The organism is Streptomyces sp. NPDC090119 (assembly GCF_044747085.1).
Lineage (GTDB): Bacteria > Actinomycetota > Actinomycetes > Streptomycetales > Streptomycetaceae > Streptomyces.
In genome coordinates this window covers 446264-463655 of the sequence record NZ_JBIVDK010000006.1, presented here as the reverse complement: position 1 = coordinate 463655, position 17392 = coordinate 446264, and the positions used below count along the sequence as shown (strand labels likewise).

Genomic DNA, 17392 nt, shown 5'->3' with positions numbered 1-17392 from the left:
ACAGGGCAAAACAGGGGCGTGGCCGGGAACGCCGAAGGACCTCCCGCACCACGGATGGCGGGAGGTCCTTCGGGTGAAGCGATGTACGGAGGCTGACCTGGGGTCAGGAAGCCTTCGCCTTCTCCTCGGTCTTCGGCGCGGCGGCGACCGGGGCGGGCTTGGCGGCCTCGTAGAACTCCTCGCGCGGGTGCTCCATGGCGCCGAGGGCGACGACCTCGCGCTTGAGGAACATGCCGAGGGTCCAGTCCGCGAAGACGCGGATCTTGCGGTTGAAGGTCGGCATGGCCATGCCGTGGTAACCGCGGTGCATGTACCAGGCGAGACGGCCCTTGAGCTTGATCTTCATCTTGCCCATGACGATCATCGCCACGCCCTTGTGCAGGCCGAGACCCGCGACGGCGCCCTTGTTGCCGTGCTCGTAGTCCTTCTGCGGGAAGCCCCGCATGCCGGACACCACGTTGTCGCCGAGGACCTTGGCCTGGCGCAGCGCGTGCTGGGCGTTCGGCGGGCACCAGGCGTTCTCGTTGCCCGCCTTGCGGCCGACGAGGTCGGGGACCTGGGCGTTGTCACCGGCGGCCCAGATGTAGTCGGTGCCCTGGACCTGGAGGGTCGGGGCGCAGTCGACGTGGCCGCGCGGGCCGAGGGGCAGACCGAAGCGGGTCAGGGCCGGGTTGGGCTTGACGCCCGCGGTCCAGACGATCGTGTCGGAGTCGACCTCGAGGCCGTTCTTCAGCACGACGTGGCCGTCGACGCAGGAGTCCATCGAGGTGGAGAGGTAGATCTCCACGCCGCGGCTCTCCAGGTGCTCCTTGCCGTACTGGCCGAGCTTGGGGCCGACCTCGGGGAGGATCTTGTCGGCGGCGTCGACCAGGACGAAGCGCATGTCCTCACGGGACACGTTCTTGTAGTACTTGGCGGCGTCGCGGGCCATGTCCTCGACCTCGCCGATGGTCTCCGCGCCCGCGAAGCCACCGCCGATGAAGACGAAGGTGAGCGCCTTGCGGCGGATCTCCTCGTCGGTCGTGGAGTCGGCCTTGTCGAGCTGCTCCAGGACGTGGTTGCGCAGGCCGATGGCCTCTTCGATGCCCTTCATGCCGATGCCCTGCTCGGCGAGGCCGGGGATCGGGAAGGTGCGCGAGACCGCGCCCATGGCGATGACCAGGTAGTCGAACGGCAGCTCGTACGCCTCGCCCACGAGGGGGGTGATCGTGGCGACCTTGCGGTCCTGGTCGATGGTGGTGACCCGGCCGGTGAGGACCTCCGCCTTCGGCAGCACGCGTCGCAGCGGTACGACGACGTGGCGAGGGGAGATGTTGCCGGCGGCGGTTTCGGGGAGGAAGGGCTGGTAGGTCATGTACGACCGGGGGTCGACGACCGTGACGGTCGCCTCTCCGAAGCGCATCTTCTTGAGGATGCGCCGAGCTGCGTACAGGCCTACGTACCCACCGCCTACTACGAGGATCCTGGGACGCTCCGTGGTGCTCATGCCATCGAGTATCCACCCGCCCCGAGGGGGTAGCTCGTGCGCCCCTTCACAAGGTTGGAGAGGGGGTGTGTTATCCTCCGCCACCCGCGTGACGCAGGTCATGTTCACCAGGGGGAACCCAGGCCACCTCTGACCCGTTGTCAATGCCGCTTGAGCTGGCTTTCCGGCCTCCACGACCCCTCGCGCGACCCCCCGCGCAGGTGCTCCGGACACCTCGGTGAAACCCGGTCGCAATACGGTCGTGATCATGCTCCAGGGGCCTTCCGACCCCCGAACGGGTCAATGCGGACCCTCACGTCCCCCACCGGGGGCGATTTCCTTGTGAAGAACTTCACGAAGGTTTCCGGCGGAGCCCCGCGAAGCGGCGTGTCGGCCGCCCCGCGGGGGCGCTCAAACGTCGTCCAGCCTGCTCAGCCGCACGCTACTGGGCGGTAACGAGCCGTTCTTCCAGGGCCGTCGGGCTCGGCTACGCCACGGACCACGCGATGCCGTCGAGGATGTCGTGCTCGCTGACGACGACCTCCTCGGCACCGGTCCGCTCCATGATCGAGAGCAGCACGAGGGCGCCCGCGCCGATCACGTCGACCCGGCCGGGGTGCATGGAGGGGACCTCCGCGCGCTCGGCGTGCGAGGAGCTGAGCAGCCACTCGGTGATCTGGCGGACCCGGGCCCGGGAGATCCGGGAGTGGTGGATGCGCGCGGAGTCGTACTCCGGCAGCTCCAGGGCGATGGCGGACACCGTGGTGACCGAGCCCGCGAGCCCGACCAGGGTGCGCGCCTCGCCGAGCGGCACGGTCTCGGCCGCGAGGTCGAGCGCGGCCTCGATGTCGGCCCGCATGGCGGCGACCTGCTCGTGCGCGGGCGGGTCGGTGACCTTGCCGTCGTGCACCAGGTGCCGTTCGGTCAGCCGCACACAGCCGATGTCCACCGACCGCGCGGCGCCCACGTGGTCCTCCCCGACGACGAACTCCGTGGAGCCGCCGCCGATGTCCACCACCAGGTACGGCTTCTCCAGGTGGTCGCCGCCGGACAGCTCCCTGGTCGCGCCGGTGAAGGAGAACTCGGCCTCCTGGTCGCCGGTGATGACCTCCGGCTCCACCCCGAGGATGTCCACGACCCCGCGCACGAACTCGTCCCGGTTCTCCGCGTCGCGCGAGGCGGAGGTGGCGACGAACCGCACCTTGGTCGCGCCGAGTTCGCGGATGACCTGGGCGTACTCGCGGCACGCGGCGAAGGTGCGCTCCAGCGCCTCGGGGGCTAGGCGGCCGGTGCGGTCCACGCCCTGGCCGAGCCGGACGATCGTCATCCGGCGGTCCAGGTCGGTCAGTTCACCGGTCTCCGGGTCCGCGTCGGCGACCAGCAGGCGGATCGAGTTGGTGCCGCAGTCCACGGCGGCGACACGGGTCATCGCTGCTCCTCCGCGCCGGAACCGGCCTCCGCCGCGCAGGCGCCGGGCACCACACAGGGACCCTTCGCCCACCACTCGGGCAGCATCGCGATGGCCTCGTCGCCCAGCGGGTTCACGCCCGGACCGGCGGCCAGCGAGTGGGCGACCAGGACGTGCAGGCACTTCACCCGGTCGGGCATGCCGCCCGCACTGGGGAAGCCCGCCAGCACCTCGATCTCGTCGCGGCGCCGGATGTAGTCCTCGTGCGCGGCCCGGTAGGCGGCGGCCAGCTCCGGGTCGGTCTGCAGCCGATCGGTCATCTCCTTCATGACGCCGTTGGCCTCGAGCGTGCCGATGGCCGAGTTGGCCCGCGGGCACGTCAGGTAGTACGTCGTCGGGAAGGGCGTGCCGTCGGGCAGCCGGGGCGCCGTCTCCACGACGTCCGGCTGACCGCACGGGCAACGGTGGGCGATGGCCCGCAGGCCGCGCGGCGGGCGGCCGAGTTGCAGCTCGAAGGCGGCGATGTCCGCCTCGGTGGGCTCGGTACGCGGAGTGTGGGGCGGGGGCGTTTCCATGACTGCTTCCGTAAGTGGCTTGGATCGGTCACCGGCGGGTGCCGGTCACTGGTCGGAGGCGTCGGACTTGTCGACGCCGTCCCAGACGTTCGCGTACCAGGGCCGGTGGGCGGCGCCCCGGTCGGTGCGGGACTGCTTGGCGGCGCCCGGGTCGATGACGACGAACCCGGTCTCACCGGGCATCACATAGTGCAGCCTGCGCCGGATCTGCTGCTCGGCGTAGGCGTCGTCCTGCCAGCGGGCCTTGACGTCCCTGAGCTGCTCGACCCGGGCGCGGGCCTGCTCCTGGCGGTTCTTCAGGTCCGCGACCTCGGCGCGCTGGGACACGTACTGCCGCATCGGGTAGGCGAGCGCCACGATCATCGAGCACAGCACCAGGGCGAGCAGGGCGGCCCGGCCGGTGAGGCGCGAGGGGCGGCGGGCCTGCCGCTTGGTCTGGGACCGGTAGACGCGGGCCGCCGTCTGCTCACCGAGCAGCCGCAGCCTGGTCGTGGTGGAGAAACGGTCCCGGTCCCTCGCGGCCATCTGGCCCTCCGCCTCCGCTGTGCGTCTTGTGCTGTGCTTCTTGCGCTGTGTTTCTCGCGCTGGGGGTTCCTGCTGTGTGCTGACGCGCGTACGTCCCCGGACACGGTACGGGACCGGGTCCGGGGACGTACGTACGACGGGCGGGGTCGGCTGCGCGCCGACCCGCGCCTGGAGGTCAGCCCTTGCTGTGCCTACTGGTTCGCGGAGCGGAACCGCGGGAAGGCGCTGCGGCCCGCGTAGACCGCGGCGTCGTCGAGGATCTCCTCGATGCGCAGCAGCTGGTTGTACTTGGCGACGCGCTCGGAGCGGGCCGGGGCGCCGGTCTTGATCTGGCCGCAGTTGGTGGCGACGGCCAGGTCGGCGATGGTGACGTCCTCGGTCTCGCCGGAGCGGTGGGACATCATGCACTTGTAGCCGTTGCGCTGGGCCATCTCGACGGCGTCCAGGGTCTCGGTCAGCGAGCCGATCTGGTTGACCTTGACCAGCAGGGCGTTGGCGATGCCCTCCTCGATGCCGCGGGCGAGGCGCTCGGGGTTGGTGACGAACAGGTCGTCGCCGACGATCTGCACCTTGTCGCCGATGCGGTCGGTGAGGACCTTCCAGCCGGCCCAGTCGTCCTCGAACAGCGGGTCCTCGATGGAGACCAGCGGGTAGGCCGCGACCAGCTCCTCGTAGTACTCCGTCATCTCGGCGGCGGAGCGCTCCTTGCCCTCGAAGAGGTACGTGCCGTCCTTGTAGAACTCGGAGGCGGCGACGTCGAGCGCGAGGGCGATCTGCTCGCCGGGGGTGTAACCGGCTTCCTTGATGGCCTCGATGATGAGGTCGAGGGCCTCACGGTTGGAGCCGAGGTTCGGGGCGAAGCCGCCCTCGTCGCCGAGGCCGGTGGCGAGGCCCTTGTTCTTCAGGACCTTCTTGAGGGTGTGGTAGACCTCGGCGCCCCAGCGGACGGCCTCGGAGAAGGACTCCGCGCCGATCGGCGCGATCATGAACTCCTGGATGTCCACGTTGGAGTCGGCGTGCGAGCCGCCGTTCAGGATGTTCATCATCGGCACCGGGAGCAGGTGCGCGTTGGGGCCGCCCAGGTAGCGGAACAGCGGCAGGTCGCTGGCCTCGGAGGCGGCGTGGGCGACGGCGAGGGAGACGCCGAGGATGGCGTTGGCGCCGAGCGAGCCCTTGTTGTCGGTGGCGTCCAGGTCGAACATGGCCTGGTCGATCAGGCGCTGCTCGGTGGCGTCGTAGCCGACCAGCTCCGGGCCGATCTGCTCGATGACGGCGAGGACGGCCTTCTCGACACCCTTGCCCTGGTAGCGGTTCGGGTCACCGTCACGCAGCTCGATGGCCTCGAAGGCACCGGTGGAGGCGCCGGACGGGACGGCGGCACGACCCGTGCTGCCGTCGTCGAGGCCGACCTCGACCTCGACCGTGGGGTTGCCTCGGGAGTCCAGGATTTCCCGAGCTACGACGACGTCGATGGACGGCACGAGCATCTCCTTCGTGGATGTGACGCGATGAGTGCGGGGCGCGCCGGATGGCATGCCTTGCGTCTAGAGCCTAACCGTCCCAGGGGTGCCGGCCATCGACCGACCGCCTCGCGGACGGGGTGGTGCAGGGAGACGGTACCCATTGTTCACGCCCGGAACAAAGGGTTCTGGGCAACAGGCGGGCCGGGGGCGGAACGCGCACCGCCCCGGCGCGCGGGGGAAGCACGCCGGGGCGGGGGTCCGTGGAAGGACCGGAAGCTCAGGGGCCGATCGGGCTGGGGGCCGGCCCCGTGAGCGGGTCGCGGTTACTTCAGGTGCAGCATCTGGCCGGGGAAGATGAAGTCGGCCTTCTCGACGATGTCCTTGTTCAGGTCGTACAGCTTCTTCCAGCCGCCGTCGACCTTGTGCTTCGTGGCGATGGAGCTGAGCGTGTCGCCCTTGACCACCTTGTACTCGCCATCGCCCTTCTTGACCTTGTCACCGGTCGGGGTGGTGACGGTCTTGCTCGCGTCCGGGCGCTCGGTGGAGCGGGACGCGGCCTGGTCGTCGGAGGTGCGGTCGGAGGTGTCGGCCGCGGCCTTGTCCTCCGTCTTGGTGTCCGTGGAGGGCGCCGGGGCCGCCGAGCCGCTGTACGGCGTGCTGGACAGGCCCGTGCCGCAGACCGGCCAGGCGCCCTTGCCCTGGGCGGAGAGCACCTTCTCGGCGACGGTGATCTGCTGTTCCTTGCTCGCCTTGTCGGCGGTGGCGGCGTACTGCGTACCGCCGTACGCGGCCCACGTGGAGGCGGAGAACTGCAGACCGCCGTAGTACCCGTTGCCGGTGTTGATGGACCAGTTGCCGCCCGACTCGCACTGGGCGACGGCGTCCCACTCGGAGCCGGTGGCGGCGGACGCGCTGCCCGAAGCCATCACCGGGCCCGCGACGGCCGCACCGGCGACACCGGCGAGCGCGAGGACACGGACGGTCTTGGACGGGCGACGGTGCTTGCCCTTGCTGGAGAACAGCATGGATCGATCCCCTCACCGACGCCTGCGAGGTGAGCTGTCGGGTTCGGGCCGGTTGAGTTGCCCGGCCACCCCTCCCTGGTACTTCCGGAAGGCGTGGCTCCACCCCAAGCCCGTCCCGGCGTCAATCACCGGTTCGGGCACCTACCTTGGGTCCCCCGCTCCTGCCTACGGCGCTTGACGCGACGATTGTCCCCGACGGCCGCTGGCAGGATTCGGCGTTGCGGCCACGGGTGCTCGTGGTGACGAGCGATCACGACCGTAGACACGCCTCGCGGCGAATTTCAAAAACGATCAGGTCTTCTGAGAGTCATCCCACACTTTCGCCAAATAGGACATATAAGAGGATAGCGGGGCGTCAAATGCCGCCATGCGCTGCCTGTTCGCCCTATTCGCCCGGCACCTTGAGGGTCTGGCCCGGATCGACATGGTTCGGGTCGGAGCCGATGGCCTGCTTGTTCGCGGCGTACAGGGCCTCCCAGCCGCCCGGCACATCAAGGGAGTCGGCGATGGAGCCGAGCGTGTCACCGTCGCGGACGGTGTAGCCGCTCGGGGAGGTGGTGGCGTGGCGGCCCGTGACCGCCGCGTGCTGACCTTCCGTCACGCTCTCGTCGGCGGTGTCGCCCCGGTGACGGCCGCCGCCGAGGTCGCCGGTGTCGACGAGGCTCCAGGAGCCGCCGGTCTCCCACGAGTCGTCCGACTCCTTGGCGGCAGGGGCACTGGAGGCCGAACCGCCGCCCTGGTAGCCGCCGTCGGAGGCGGCGGGCGCGGAGCCGCCGGAGCGGGAGGTGTCGGTGTCCTTGCCGGAGTGACCGGAACCGGCCGTCTCGTCGGCGCTCGCGGACGGCTTGCCGGTCTCCTTGGCGGAGGAGTCGGAGGAGCCGGAGGAATCAGAGGAGTCGGACGACGGGGACGAATCACCCAGTCCGGACGAATCCGAACCATCGGACGAAGCGCCCGCGTCGGGAGCCTCGCTCGACTGACCGGCACCGCTGTCCGAGCCGCCCTGGTCCGCGGACGGGGACTCGCTGACGCCCGTGTCGACGTCCACCGAGGCGGAGTCGGAGGTCAGTCCGGCGAGCAGGGCGCAGGTGGCCCAGTGGGTGGTGCCCTGATCGGCGAGGATCTTCTCGGCGACCGAGATCTGCTGCGAACGGCTGGCCTGGTCGGCGCTGGCCGCGTACTGCGTGCCGCCGTACTTGTCCCAGTCGTCCTGGGACATCTGGAGACCGCCGTAGTAGCCGTTGCCGGTGTCGGCGCTCCAGGAGCCGCCGCTCTCGCACTCGGCGACCTTGTCCCAGGTGGTGCCGTCGGCCGCGTTCGCGCTCGCCGCCCCGAGGAGCGGGATGGCGATGGCGGACGTGGTCACGCCGGCCGCGACGAGGAGCGCCGGAGCCTGGCGGGGTCGACGGTGCCTACCGTTCCCGGAGAGCATGCGGTTGCCTTTCGTGCGACAGCGGTACGGCGTGGCAACTGATGCTCGGCGCCACACTGATGGGTGAACGTAGCGTCAGACGTTCACTTGTCACAAGTTCATGCCGCACAGATCACGTGAAGATCACATAGTTGAACGTCCGTCATGTGTGCTTTCACGACTGGGACCAACCGGTGTGAACTCCACCGGCAGCGTGCGCAGTCCACGCATGATCAGGCCGCCGCGCCAACGGAGTTCGGCCGGATCGGCCGCCAGCCGCAGATCGGGGAGCCGGGTGAGCAGGGTGGCCAGCGCGGTCTGGCCCTCCAGACGGGCGAGCGGGGCGCCCACGCAGTAGTGGATGCCGTGCCCGTACCCCAGGTGCTGGTTGTCTCGGCGGCCGAGGTCCAGCACGTCCGGGTCGGCGAACCGCTCCGGGTCGCGGTCCGCCGCCGCGAGGACCACCAGCACCGGGTCCCCGGCCGCGATGTCCTGGCCGCCGATGGTGAGCGGCTCGGTGGCATAACGCCAGGTCGCCAGCTCCACCGGGCCGTCGTAGCGGAGCAGTTCCTCCACTCCGGTCTGGAGCAGTCCGGTCTCCCCGGCCGCCAGCGACAGTTCGAGCCTGCGGCGCTCCTCGGGGTGGGTGAGCAGGGCGTAGGTGCCGTTGCCGATGAGGTTGACGGTGGTCTCGAAGCCCGCGAAGAGCAGGATGAAGGCCATGGCGGCGGCCTCGTTCTCGGTGAGGTGCTCGCCGTGGTCGGAGGCCCGGATGAGTGCCGAGATCAGGTCCTCGCCGGGCGCGGGCTCGGCGGGGAGCGCCTGGCGCTTGCGGTGGATGAGGTCCGCGAGATAGCCACGCATCTTCTTCACCGAACGCGCCACCCCGCCCCGGGGTCCGCCGCCGTGCCGGATCATCATGCCCGCCCAGTCCCGGAAGTCGTCCTGGTCCTCGCGCGGGACGCCGAGCAGGTCGCAGATGGCGTAGATGGGGAGCGGGAAGGCGAACTCGTGGATGAGGTCGGCCGAGCCCTGCTCGGCGAACCGGTCGATGAGGTCGTCCGTCAGCTCCTGCACCCGGCCCGCGAACTCGGCGACCCGGCGTGGGGTGAACGCCTTGCTGACCAGGCGGCGCAGCCGGGTGTGGTCCGGCGGGTCGATGTTCAGCAGGTGGGTCATCAGGTCGGCCTTGCGCTCACCGGGGATGCCGGTCTTGCCCTTGGCCTGCGCGGTCTCGGCGTGATGGGCCGGGTTCTTGCTGAGCCGCTGGTCGGCCAGGGCCTGCTTGGCGTCCGCGTACCGGGTGACCAGCCACGCGTCCACCCCGCTGGGCAGCTTGGTCCAGCGCACCGGGGCGTGCTCCCGGAGCCAGGCGTAGGCGGGGTAGGGGTCGGCGGCGAACTCCCAGGTGAAGAGGTCCGGGGCGGGAGCCTCGGCGGAGTGTCCGGGAGTGGCGTCGTCGGGGGTGGGCTGGTGCGGCTGGGTCACTCCCTGACGGTATCCGGCGGGCCGGGGTGGGGGCGGGTCGGCTCCTTTCTCCTGGGGGACCCTGCGGAACCCCGCCGCCTCGGTCCGGGCTACTCGGTGTCGTCCCCCGGCGCGGGCGCGCCCTCGGCCGTGCGTATCGCGTCCCGGTACACGCGGGCCGCCGCTCGCAGGGCCGCTTCCGGGTCGACGCCCGCTTCCTCGGCGCGGGCGGCCAGGTCCAGCAACTCGTACCCGATGCCGTCGCCCTGGGGCAGGGGGACGTCCAGGTCTGCGGTGCGGACGCGGGAGGCCAGCTTGGCGGCGAGGGCGAGGCCGGGCTGCCCGAGGGGAACGCCTTCCGTCACCGAGCTGCGCTGCTTCTCCTCCGCCTTGGTGCGCAGCCAGTGCGCCTTGACGTCCTCGGGCGTCTCGGCCTCCTCCTCGCCGAAGACATGGGGGTGGCGGTGGATCAGCTTGCGGACGATGCCCCCGGCGACGTCGTCGATGGAGAAGGGCGCGTCCGGGTCCTCCTCGGCGATGCGGGAGTGGAAGACGACCTGGAGCAGCACATCGCCCAGCTCCTCCCGCAGCTCCTCCCGGTCCCCGGCCTCGATCGCCTCGACCAGTTCGTACGCCTCCTCGATGCCGTACTTGGCGAGGCCCTCGTGGGTCTGCCGGGAGGACCAGGGGCACTCGGCGCGGATGCGGTCCATGACCTGGACGAGGTCGAGGAGGCGGGCGCCGGGCAGGTCGTAGGAGGCGGGCAGCAGCTCCAGTTCCGGCATCCGCACCCGGCCCGACCCGGCGAGCCGGGCGAGGCCGTCGGTGAGGGCGGGTTCCCCCTCGCCGGTGGCGACGACGACCACGGACCGGTCGCCCGCGCAGGCGTCGACCAGCTCCTCGGCGGTGGGGGACGCCTCCGACACCGCTATCCCGGCCTCGCGCAGATACGGCACCTGCGGATGGGCGCCGTCCGCGCACAGCACGGCGTCGGCGGTGCGCAACGCCTGCCAGGCGGGCCAGGACAGCAGGCCGGGGGCGACGCGGTGGCTGGTGGTGAGCAGGACGATGCGGCCGGGGGCGGTTTCGGGGCTGATTGCGTTCACGATCCGAACGTAACCCAGGACGCGGAAGGACGGGTCGAGTTATCCACAGGGAGGGGAGAGTCCTATGACCGTATGACCGACACGCCGCGCTTGGCTCGCGCGGAGCTTTCGCGGGGCCGGGAACCAGCAGGTCACCCGGCCCGCGCCGGGCGTACGCGTCCCGTCAGGCGCTCTGGGTCGCCGAGCCGTCCCGCAGCCAGGGCGTACGGGCGTCGACCCGGCTGCTCTTGGCCACGTCCCAGGCGCCGTAGCGCGGGTTCACGTCGATGTGGAGCTTCTTCGACGCCTTGGACAGGGCGTCCCAGAACGGGGGCTGGCTGGTGTCGGTGCCCAGCTTGGCGGCGAGCTTCTGCGCCTCGATCTGGAGGCCGAGGTTGTCGTCGAGGCGGTCGGGGGCGATGCCGTACTTCTGCAGCCAGGCGGCCTGGAGCTGCTTGCTGCCGCCCGCCTGCTTCTCCAGGTCGGCGCGCATCCGCTGGACCTCCTTGCGGGTGACCGTGACGCCCTGGTCCCGGGCGGCGCGGTGCAGCACCTGGTCGAGGACCATGTTGTGCAGGGTGTCGCGGGTGAGGGTGCCGGTGGAGGCCAGGACCTGCTGGTACTGGGCCTGGTCGGACACCTCGGCCCGCTGCGCCGCCCGTACCTCCTTCACCCGGCCCTCCAGCTGCGACACGGTGATCCGCTGCCCGCCGACGACGGCCGCGGCGCCCGGATGCGCGTCGTTGCCGCAGGCGGTCAGGAGCGGGGCCGCGGCGGCGATCGCGGCGGTGAGGACCAGCGTGGTGCGACGGCGGCGGAGCAAGGGGAACCTCCTGAGGAGATTGTGCGACGGTGCACAAAGTCTTGCGGTGATCGATGTTAGGCAGCCGTACTGCTCCGGCCAACCCATTGGACCAACGATTCACCACGAGTTCGGGCACCGCCGCCGGTGATTCCCGCGTCGCGCACCGGCGTGATCGCCGGGACGCCCGCTAGCTCTTCGCGTCGATGGCCCGCTCGATCGCGCCCGCCACGTCCGCCCGCAGCCCGGCGCCGGTCCGGACGACCGTCACGTTGTCCCCGGAGCGCCCGCCGCCGACCAGCACGAAGTCGCTCTTGCCGTTCTTCGGCGCCGCCTCCGCCGCGACGGAGACCTCGGGTCCGCCGACCGCCACGACGACCTCGCAGGCGCCCTGGAGCATGCCGTTGAGATACGGCCGCGCGTTGCCCGCGCTCTGCTCCCCCATCACCTGCTGGTAGTTCACCCGCGCGTGCGTCTTGAGGGAGGCGTCCTGCATGCCCTGCCAGACGGCCGCGGCGGGGGTACCGGCCGTGATGCCGTCCTTGCCGGTGAGCAGGCAGGCGTCGGTCTCGGTGTAGTGCCGCGCACGGGTGTCGGGGACGGGCGGCCGCTCGTCGCCGCCGAAGAGGAACGCGCACACCACGACGACCGCGGCGACGACGGCCAGGGCACCCGCGGCGAGCATGATCGTGCGCCTGCTGAGGGCGCGCAGCCAGGAGACGAGAGCCCGGCCGAAGCGGGCGATCCCCGCCTCCGGCCGCCGCGCCGTCGCCGGACGCGACTGCGCCACCTGCCGGACCTGCTTGGTCACGAACTACCTGCTCTCCTGCTGCGGACCGACACGGGATCTACGGCCGCTGACACGTATCCGCGATGCCGAAACCGGATGGCACCGTAGCCCACGCCGGTACGACACCCATAAAAGATCCCGCCATGAAAATCACAAGACTCGCTTAAGCACCAGGAAAACCTGGGCGAACCGGCACCTTCACCTCCGGCCGGTGCGCCGCAGCATCCGTACGGCGGGCCACGCCAGCAGGGCGGTGACCCCCCAGAGGAACCCCGAGATGGCGAGCCACTCGCCGGTGCTGGTGTCCGGGTCGTCCGCGCCGAAGACGGTGAGCACGAGGGCGAGCAGGGCGAAACAGCCGCCCAGGGCACCGAGGAGGACCATCGCCACGGTCTGGCCCCTGGTGCGCCGGGGCGGGTCGGCCGGGGCGGTGGCGACGGCGGGAGGGGTCAGCTTGGAGCGTGCGGCCGTCGTGGTGCCGGACACCGGCGTCCTGTCCAGGCGCGGTGGGTTCGGCCGGGGCGGCAGCGGCACCACAGCGTCCGGCGGTACCGCGGCGTCGATGACCGCCATGGTGCTCGCCTCGACGCCGTACACCGCGGGCTCCACGTCGACGGTCAGGCCGTCGGTGCCGATGAGCCGACGGCCGCCGTCGGGCCAGCTCAGCATGGCGGCGCAGGAGCGGTGGAGGACGGTCGCCACCCGTGTCCCGTCGGGTCCGGGGGCCGACCGCTCGGTCAGGCTGACGCCGTCGTCGCCCACGGTCAGCTCGGCGTCGCCCGCGCGTCCCGTGAGGAAGCGCCGGCCGGTGACCGCGTGGCCGGAGGAGGTCGGGGCCGCCGTGTATCCGGCCCAGTCCGCCGAGTGTCCGGCGGGCACCTGCATGAGTGCCGTCCCGGCAGCCGCCAGCGCCACCTCGTGCAGGTGCCCCGGTGTCACCGTCCACAGTTCGGCACGCAGTTCACCGGCATCGCGCGGCGTCAGCCCCGCGAGCAGGTCCTCCGCCATGCCGGGCAGCCGTCGCGCCGCCGCCTCGGGCGCGGTGAGGGCGGCGTCGGCGCGGCCGCGCACCGCGTCCAGGTCGGCCTGGGCGATCCGGCCCGCCCGGAACCCGGCGAGCACGTCCACGAAGCCGCCGAGCACCGCGTCCTGCTTGGCGGGCAGCGCGTCCGCGAACGCGGTCACGACGGCGAAACCGTCCCGCCGGGACGTGAGGTCGCTCGCGGTCGTGTACGAGTAGCCGCTCTCCTGGCGCAGGGCGCGGGTCAGTTCGCGTTCCAGGACGGCCGAGTACAGCCGGGCGGCGGCCGTGTCGGCGACCACGGAGTCCAGGAGGACCCCGCCGCTGCCGTGCGAGAAGTACGCCGGGGTGACGGGCAGGGCCGAGGTCACCGCGGGCATGGGGCGCCGGTCGCCCGCGGGCAGCTTGAGCGAGAGACCGGCCGGGATGTGCTCACCGGCGATCCAGAGCACCGCGTTGTCCGACGTGAACCAGCTCCGCGCCCACTGCCGCACGTCGTCCGCGCTCGCGTTGCGCACACCCCACTCCGGGTAGCTGACGAGGCCGTACCCCTGGGCGCCGTACCGCCACAGCGGGAGTGGACTCGGCTCACGGCGCGACTCCTCGGTGCGCAGGATCTCCTTCTCCGTCTCCAGCCGGTCCATGGGCAGGTCGGTGAGGGAGGCGCAGACACCGGTGAGGTAGGCGGCGACCTCGTGCTCGGCGCCCTCCACGTGGAAGTGGGTGAAGGCGGCCTTGGTCGCGCCGTTGTAGTGGTAGTCCGCCACGCCTTGGCGGTACAGCGCGAGATGCTCGGTCAGATGGGTGAGCCCGGCCCGGCCGAGGGTCTCGTCGGCGGCCCCGACCCGGAAGACGAGCCCGGCGCGCATCGGCCCGGCGGCGTACGTGATGAGGGTGGGTATGCCGTCGACCTCGGTGTGGTGGACGGCGGACTGCGGGTTCATCTACGGCCTCGGTTCGGCGCGGTGCGCGGCGGACGGGAAGGTGGAGGACGCGGGTGCGAGGGCCGCGTCCCGGTGCCGTACGTACGCCTCGGCGGGGTCGCCGAGGTAGCTCCACGGGAGATTCGACGCCAGATTGCCCAGCGCGCGGAAGTGGGCGGCGGCGCGGGCGGTGTCGCCGATCAGGGAGAACAGGACCGCGAAACAGCCCGCGACGGTGACCCAGCCGGGCTCGTGCCGGAACTCCGGGTGGAGCACGGACCGTCCGGCGGCCTCGACGAGTTCCGCGTGGACATGGGGCTGTCCCAGGTAGGCGTGCCGTTCGTCGCCCGCGGCCAGGTCCAGCCAGTGTTCGAGGTGCGCCTCCGCCACCAGTCCCGCGCTCAGGGAACCGTCGGGGGCGCCGAGCATGCGGTCACGGGCGAAGGCGTGGGCGGCGTCCCAGCTCCCGCCCCATTTGGGACACAGTTGCTGAAGCAGCCGGGTCTGGGCCGTGAAGTGGTGCGGGTGGGTCTTCGCCAGCCGGTCGTAGCGGCGGCGCGCCTCGTTCTGGCCGAGTCCGAGCCCTCGGGCGGTGTTGAGCCGCTCGGCCCAGGCGGGGGCGTAGGACGGGTCGAGGGCGGTGGCGCGTATGAGCAGTTGTTCGGCGGTGCGCAGGTGCGCGTGGAAGGTGGCGAACTGCTGCCGGGTCACGCTCTCGGCGCGGGCGCCCGTACGGACCTCCCAGCCGATCTCGATCTCGCGGGCGCCGAGGAGGGTCAGCGCGAACACGTCGTCGGGGGCGGCGGCCACCAGGTCGCGCAGGGCCCGCTCGACGCCCTCCGTCCCGGCCACCGTGCCGAAGACCTGTGAGGTATCGCTCCCCCGCGGCAGTCCGGCGAGGTACTGGCGCACCCCCGCCCAGTCCCACGCGGCCACCGCCTGCCGCAGCCAGGCGACTTCGGGATGGGCGGACGTGAGCTCGAAGTCCGGGGGCGGGAGCGGGGAGGCGGGCGACATGCGCGGTTCCTGGGCGAGTGGTCTGACAAAGAGGTTCACGTCAGCGGGCGGCACGGGCCGGGGGCGCCGGGCGGCCCGCCTTGTCCCACCCGATGAAGGTGTTGGTGCGGGCGTGGACGAACGACTTGACCGAGTTGCCGGAGTAGCTCCACGGCACGCCGCCGACGTAGGCGCCGACGGCCCGGAACTGCTCGACGCCCTCCGCGAACCGCTCGGTGCGGAACAGCGCGTTGGCCAGCAGGTGACGGACGGTCGGGAGCCGGTGGTGGTCGGCCGGTACCTGGTCGACCGCGTCCAGGGTGGCGTCGATGGCCGTGGTCATGAACGGCTTCTGGTAGACGGACAGGTCGTTCACCCGGTACTGGTGCTCGAACGCGGCGTACAGGCGCAGTACGGGGAGCAGGCTGCCTCGGGGCGCGGAGGCGACGGCCTCTTCGGCGAAGGTGAACATCAGCTCGTCGGAGCCGCGCCACTTGGCGCACCAGTACTGGAGTGCGGCCACATGGGCGCCGAAGTGGTGCGGGTCGCGGGCGGTGATCTCGGCCCACAGTGCCTGGAAGTGGTCGTGCGACCAGCCCAGGCCGAGGGCGATGGTGATCTGGGCGACCCAGGGGTTCGGGTCGTCGGGCGCCATCCGGGCCGCCTCTTCGCAGGCGGGGAGTGCCTGGGCGAGCAACTCGTGGAAGTTGTCGAACTGTTCGGCGGTGGTGTGCTTCGCGCTCTTCGCCCCGCGGGCCTCACCGGCGAACGAGATCAGCGCGTCGGCGTGCACGAGGGCGGCGGCGGGGTCGTGCGGGTACTCCCTGCGCCACTCCAGCAGCCAGCCGTCGTCCTCCACGGCCGCGTGCACGAGGATGCCGAGCCGGTACCACCGCAGATCCCAGTCCCGCCCGGCTCCCGCGAGGTAGTTGGCCGCACCCCGCCAGTCCCCCGCGACAGCCGCCGCGGCAACGGCATCCGCCTCCGGATCGGGCCCGGCATACCGCTCATCGAGCTGATCCCCCGGCACGAGCCCGAACTCAGCGGGATCAATGACGACCCGCTTGTTCTTGGCCGCCTGCTCGGCCCGCTGCGCCCTTGCCTTGCGGGCATTACGGGGGATGGTGACGGCGGCGTAACCGAGGGCGCCGATACCGGCTGTGGCTATGAGGGGGTTCATGGGGCGTCCTTGAGGGCGGGAAAATCACGTGAGGCTGAAGCCGGTCGGCGTGGAGGCGGAGGAGCCGCGGGTCCCGAGCGATCAGCCTGCTGGGCCCGGCATCGCATCCTCGACGAGACCGACCTCGAGCCTCGCCGCTCGACTCTCCTGCTCCACATGCGCCATCACGGGGGTCACAGCTTACGCCGCAGTGATCACTTCAATCGATCCTTCTTACCGATTCGATACACGTCGGTTACCTCCCCCTATAAGTAGGGCTCTTCCTGCCACTCGATGCGTGTGGGCCGAACGCCTTCCTTCCGGAAAGCGCGAAGTCCTTCATGAACTCACCAATCAGGCATATGGGAATCTCTCGCGATTCCAAGAAACCCTCGGACAGGCGAGCAACGACCAGGCGGGTGTCGGCGTCGATGACGACCTGGTGACTGGTTGGAGTACCGATGGTTCTTCAGCTTGCGCCAGTAGGCCGCGACCAGCAGGGCCTGGTCCCTTGGAGTACATCACCGTTGCCGTCAAACGCCCGAGAGGCCTTCACTGAATGCCTGTTCAGCGAAGGCCGTTACCCGAAGGCCGATCGAAGCACCTGGGCCTGCCGGAACGGCGCAGCTCTCCGTCACGTTTCGGGAAGCAACCCTGATTTTGGGCTGACGAGAGCGATCTCCCCCGAAGTCGCCTTGGCGCTGGCTTCGGGCCCGACCCTGAGCCGGCGTTCAGACACCGTGTCGCCTGACACGGCATCCACATGACGCAGCTTGTTCGACGTGTGCTTCTGCAGGATCTTCCACAGTTCGCCGATGAAACCGACCATGGCCGGATCTGTTGAGTCGCTCCATGACGCAGCCCATCGACCGGCATCAAGAACGCCCGGCGTTACCTCACGGCTCCGCACCCATTGAACGACAGGACCAACCTGCGGCCCGAAAATCATGCCGTTACTCCGGACATCGACCGGCAGCTCCGGGAATATAACGGGGTTCCAGATCGCCACCGTGCTCCCGCATTCAGACAATGACTCGTGAGCGGGCGGGACGTTGGCGGAACTCCAAGTAACATTGTCGATGAACCTGACCGATGGAAATCTCTCAAGTATTGTCTCGACAATGCGACTCTCATCCTCCTCCAGAAGGAGAATCTGAGCCTGCTTGGTCTTCGCCATGACTAGCTCCAATGATTCATGGTCCCCGGGCGACGATACTCCAGGCAGACCCGGCATGCAATCCGCAATCTGCCTGGAGCACAACAGGGACTGTCGCCCC

At 70.6% G+C, this 17392-nt stretch carries 15 protein-coding genes and 1 riboswitch; all 15 genes read right to left on the bottom strand.

Annotated elements, in window-relative coordinates; all coding sequences use genetic code 11:
- Positions 1 to 103: 103 nt before the first annotated feature.
- The 15 genes from ACIPPM_RS26775 to ACIPPM_RS26705 all read right to left on the bottom strand — a co-directional run bounded on the left by ACIPPM_RS26775 (position 104) and on the right by ACIPPM_RS26705 (position 17292).
- Positions 104 to 1486, bottom strand: coding sequence for an NAD(P)/FAD-dependent oxidoreductase (locus tag ACIPPM_RS26775; RefSeq protein WP_401452360.1), 1383 nt, complete (start codon positions 1484 to 1486; stop codon positions 104 to 106).
- 466 nt (positions 1487 to 1952) lie between these two features.
- A complete protein-coding gene (locus tag ACIPPM_RS26770; RefSeq protein ID WP_401452358.1) occupies positions 1953 to 2894 on the bottom strand; it encodes an exopolyphosphatase in 942 nt (313 codons plus the stop codon).
- Positions 2891 to 3448, bottom strand: coding sequence for a DUF501 domain-containing protein (locus ACIPPM_RS26765; protein WP_401452356.1), 558 nt, complete (start codon positions 3446 to 3448; stop codon positions 2891 to 2893). The genes ACIPPM_RS26770 and ACIPPM_RS26765 overlap by 4 nt, the downstream gene beginning before the upstream one ends.
- Positions 3449 to 3493: 45 nt before the next feature.
- On the bottom strand, positions 3494 to 3973 hold the full coding sequence (locus ACIPPM_RS26760) for a septum formation initiator family protein (protein WP_401452354.1): 480 nt from the start codon (positions 3971 to 3973) through the stop codon (positions 3494 to 3496).
- 191 nt (positions 3974 to 4164) lie between these two features.
- Positions 4165 to 5454: a phosphopyruvate hydratase gene (eno, locus tag ACIPPM_RS26755; protein WP_401452352.1), complete on the bottom strand. Its 1290-nt coding sequence runs from the start codon at positions 5452 to 5454 to the stop codon at positions 4165 to 4167.
- A 305-nt stretch (positions 5455 to 5759) separates the two neighbouring features.
- Positions 5760 to 6461 carry a transglycosylase family protein gene (locus ACIPPM_RS26750; protein ID WP_401452350.1) on the bottom strand — a complete coding sequence of 234 codons (702 nt, stop codon included), beginning with the start codon at positions 6459 to 6461 and terminating at the stop codon, positions 5760 to 5762.
- A 4-nt stretch (positions 6462 to 6465) separates the two neighbouring features.
- Positions 6466 to 6644, bottom strand: a riboswitch (cyclic di-AMP (ydaO/yuaA leader).
- A 202-nt stretch (positions 6645 to 6846) separates the two neighbouring features.
- Positions 6847 to 7893, bottom strand: a complete 1047-nt coding sequence (locus tag ACIPPM_RS26745; protein ID WP_401452348.1) for a transglycosylase family protein — start codon at positions 7891 to 7893, stop codon at positions 6847 to 6849.
- A 123-nt stretch (positions 7894 to 8016) separates the two neighbouring features.
- Positions 8017 to 9360, bottom strand: a complete 1344-nt coding sequence (locus ACIPPM_RS26740) for a cytochrome P450 (protein ID WP_401452346.1) — start codon at positions 9358 to 9360, stop codon at positions 8017 to 8019.
- An 89-nt stretch (positions 9361 to 9449) separates the two neighbouring features.
- Positions 9450 to 10445 (bottom strand): nucleoside triphosphate pyrophosphohydrolase, encoded by a 996-nt coding sequence (locus tag ACIPPM_RS26735; RefSeq protein ID WP_401452344.1) that lies wholly within the window; start codon positions 10443 to 10445, stop codon positions 9450 to 9452.
- 163 nt (positions 10446 to 10608) lie between these two features.
- The gene (locus tag ACIPPM_RS26730) at positions 10609 to 11247 is read right to left on the bottom strand and encodes a SurA N-terminal domain-containing protein (protein ID WP_401452342.1); all 639 of its coding nucleotides are present in this window, start codon (positions 11245 to 11247) and stop codon (positions 10609 to 10611) included.
- Positions 11248 to 11416: 169 nt separating this feature from the next.
- Positions 11417 to 12037 carry a hypothetical protein gene (locus tag ACIPPM_RS26725; RefSeq protein ID WP_401452340.1) on the bottom strand — a complete coding sequence of 207 codons (621 nt, stop codon included), beginning with the start codon at positions 12035 to 12037 and terminating at the stop codon, positions 11417 to 11419.
- 177 nt (positions 12038 to 12214) lie between these two features.
- Positions 12215 to 13981, bottom strand: a complete 1767-nt coding sequence (locus tag ACIPPM_RS26720) for an insulinase family protein (RefSeq protein ID WP_401452338.1) — start codon at positions 13979 to 13981, stop codon at positions 12215 to 12217.
- Positions 13982 to 14977, bottom strand: a complete 996-nt coding sequence (locus ACIPPM_RS26715) for a hypothetical protein (RefSeq protein ID WP_401452336.1) — start codon at positions 14975 to 14977, stop codon at positions 13982 to 13984.
- 40 nt (positions 14978 to 15017) lie between these two features.
- A complete protein-coding gene (locus tag ACIPPM_RS26710; protein ID WP_401452334.1) occupies positions 15018 to 16136 on the bottom strand; it encodes a hypothetical protein in 1119 nt (372 codons plus the stop codon).
- A 613-nt stretch (positions 16137 to 16749) separates the two neighbouring features.
- Positions 16750 to 17292, bottom strand: coding sequence for a hypothetical protein (locus ACIPPM_RS26705; RefSeq protein ID WP_401452332.1), 543 nt, complete (start codon positions 17290 to 17292; stop codon positions 16750 to 16752).
- Between the last annotated feature and the right edge of the window lie 100 nt (positions 17293 to 17392).

Coding starts and splice junctions, on each gene's coding strand:
- ACIPPM_RS26705 (WP_401452332.1), bottom strand. CDS start 17,292: ATGGCGAAGACCAAGCAGGCTCAGATTCTCCTTCTGGAGGAGGATGAG.
- ACIPPM_RS26760 (WP_401452354.1), bottom strand. CDS start 3,973: ATGGCCGCGAGGGACCGGGACCGTTTCTCCACCACGACCAGGCTGCGG.
- ACIPPM_RS26720 (WP_401452338.1), bottom strand. CDS start 13,981: ATGAACCCGCAGTCCGCCGTCCACCACACCGAGGTCGACGGCATACCC.
- ACIPPM_RS26775 (WP_401452360.1), bottom strand. CDS start 1,486: ATGAGCACCACGGAGCGTCCCAGGATCCTCGTAGTAGGCGGTGGGTAC.
- ACIPPM_RS26765 (WP_401452356.1), bottom strand. CDS start 3,448: ATGGAAACGCCCCCGCCCCACACTCCGCGTACCGAGCCCACCGAGGCG.
- ACIPPM_RS26715 (WP_401452336.1), bottom strand. CDS start 14,977: ATGTCGCCCGCCTCCCCGCTCCCGCCCCCGGACTTCGAGCTCACGTCC.
- ACIPPM_RS26710 (WP_401452334.1), bottom strand. CDS start 16,136: ATGAACCCCCTCATAGCCACAGCCGGTATCGGCGCCCTCGGTTACGCC.
- ACIPPM_RS26770 (WP_401452358.1), bottom strand. CDS start 2,894: ATGACCCGTGTCGCCGCCGTGGACTGCGGCACCAACTCGATCCGCCTG.
- ACIPPM_RS26745 (WP_401452348.1), bottom strand. CDS start 7,893: ATGCTCTCCGGGAACGGTAGGCACCGTCGACCCCGCCAGGCTCCGGCG.
- ACIPPM_RS26750 (WP_401452350.1), bottom strand. CDS start 6,461: ATGCTGTTCTCCAGCAAGGGCAAGCACCGTCGCCCGTCCAAGACCGTC.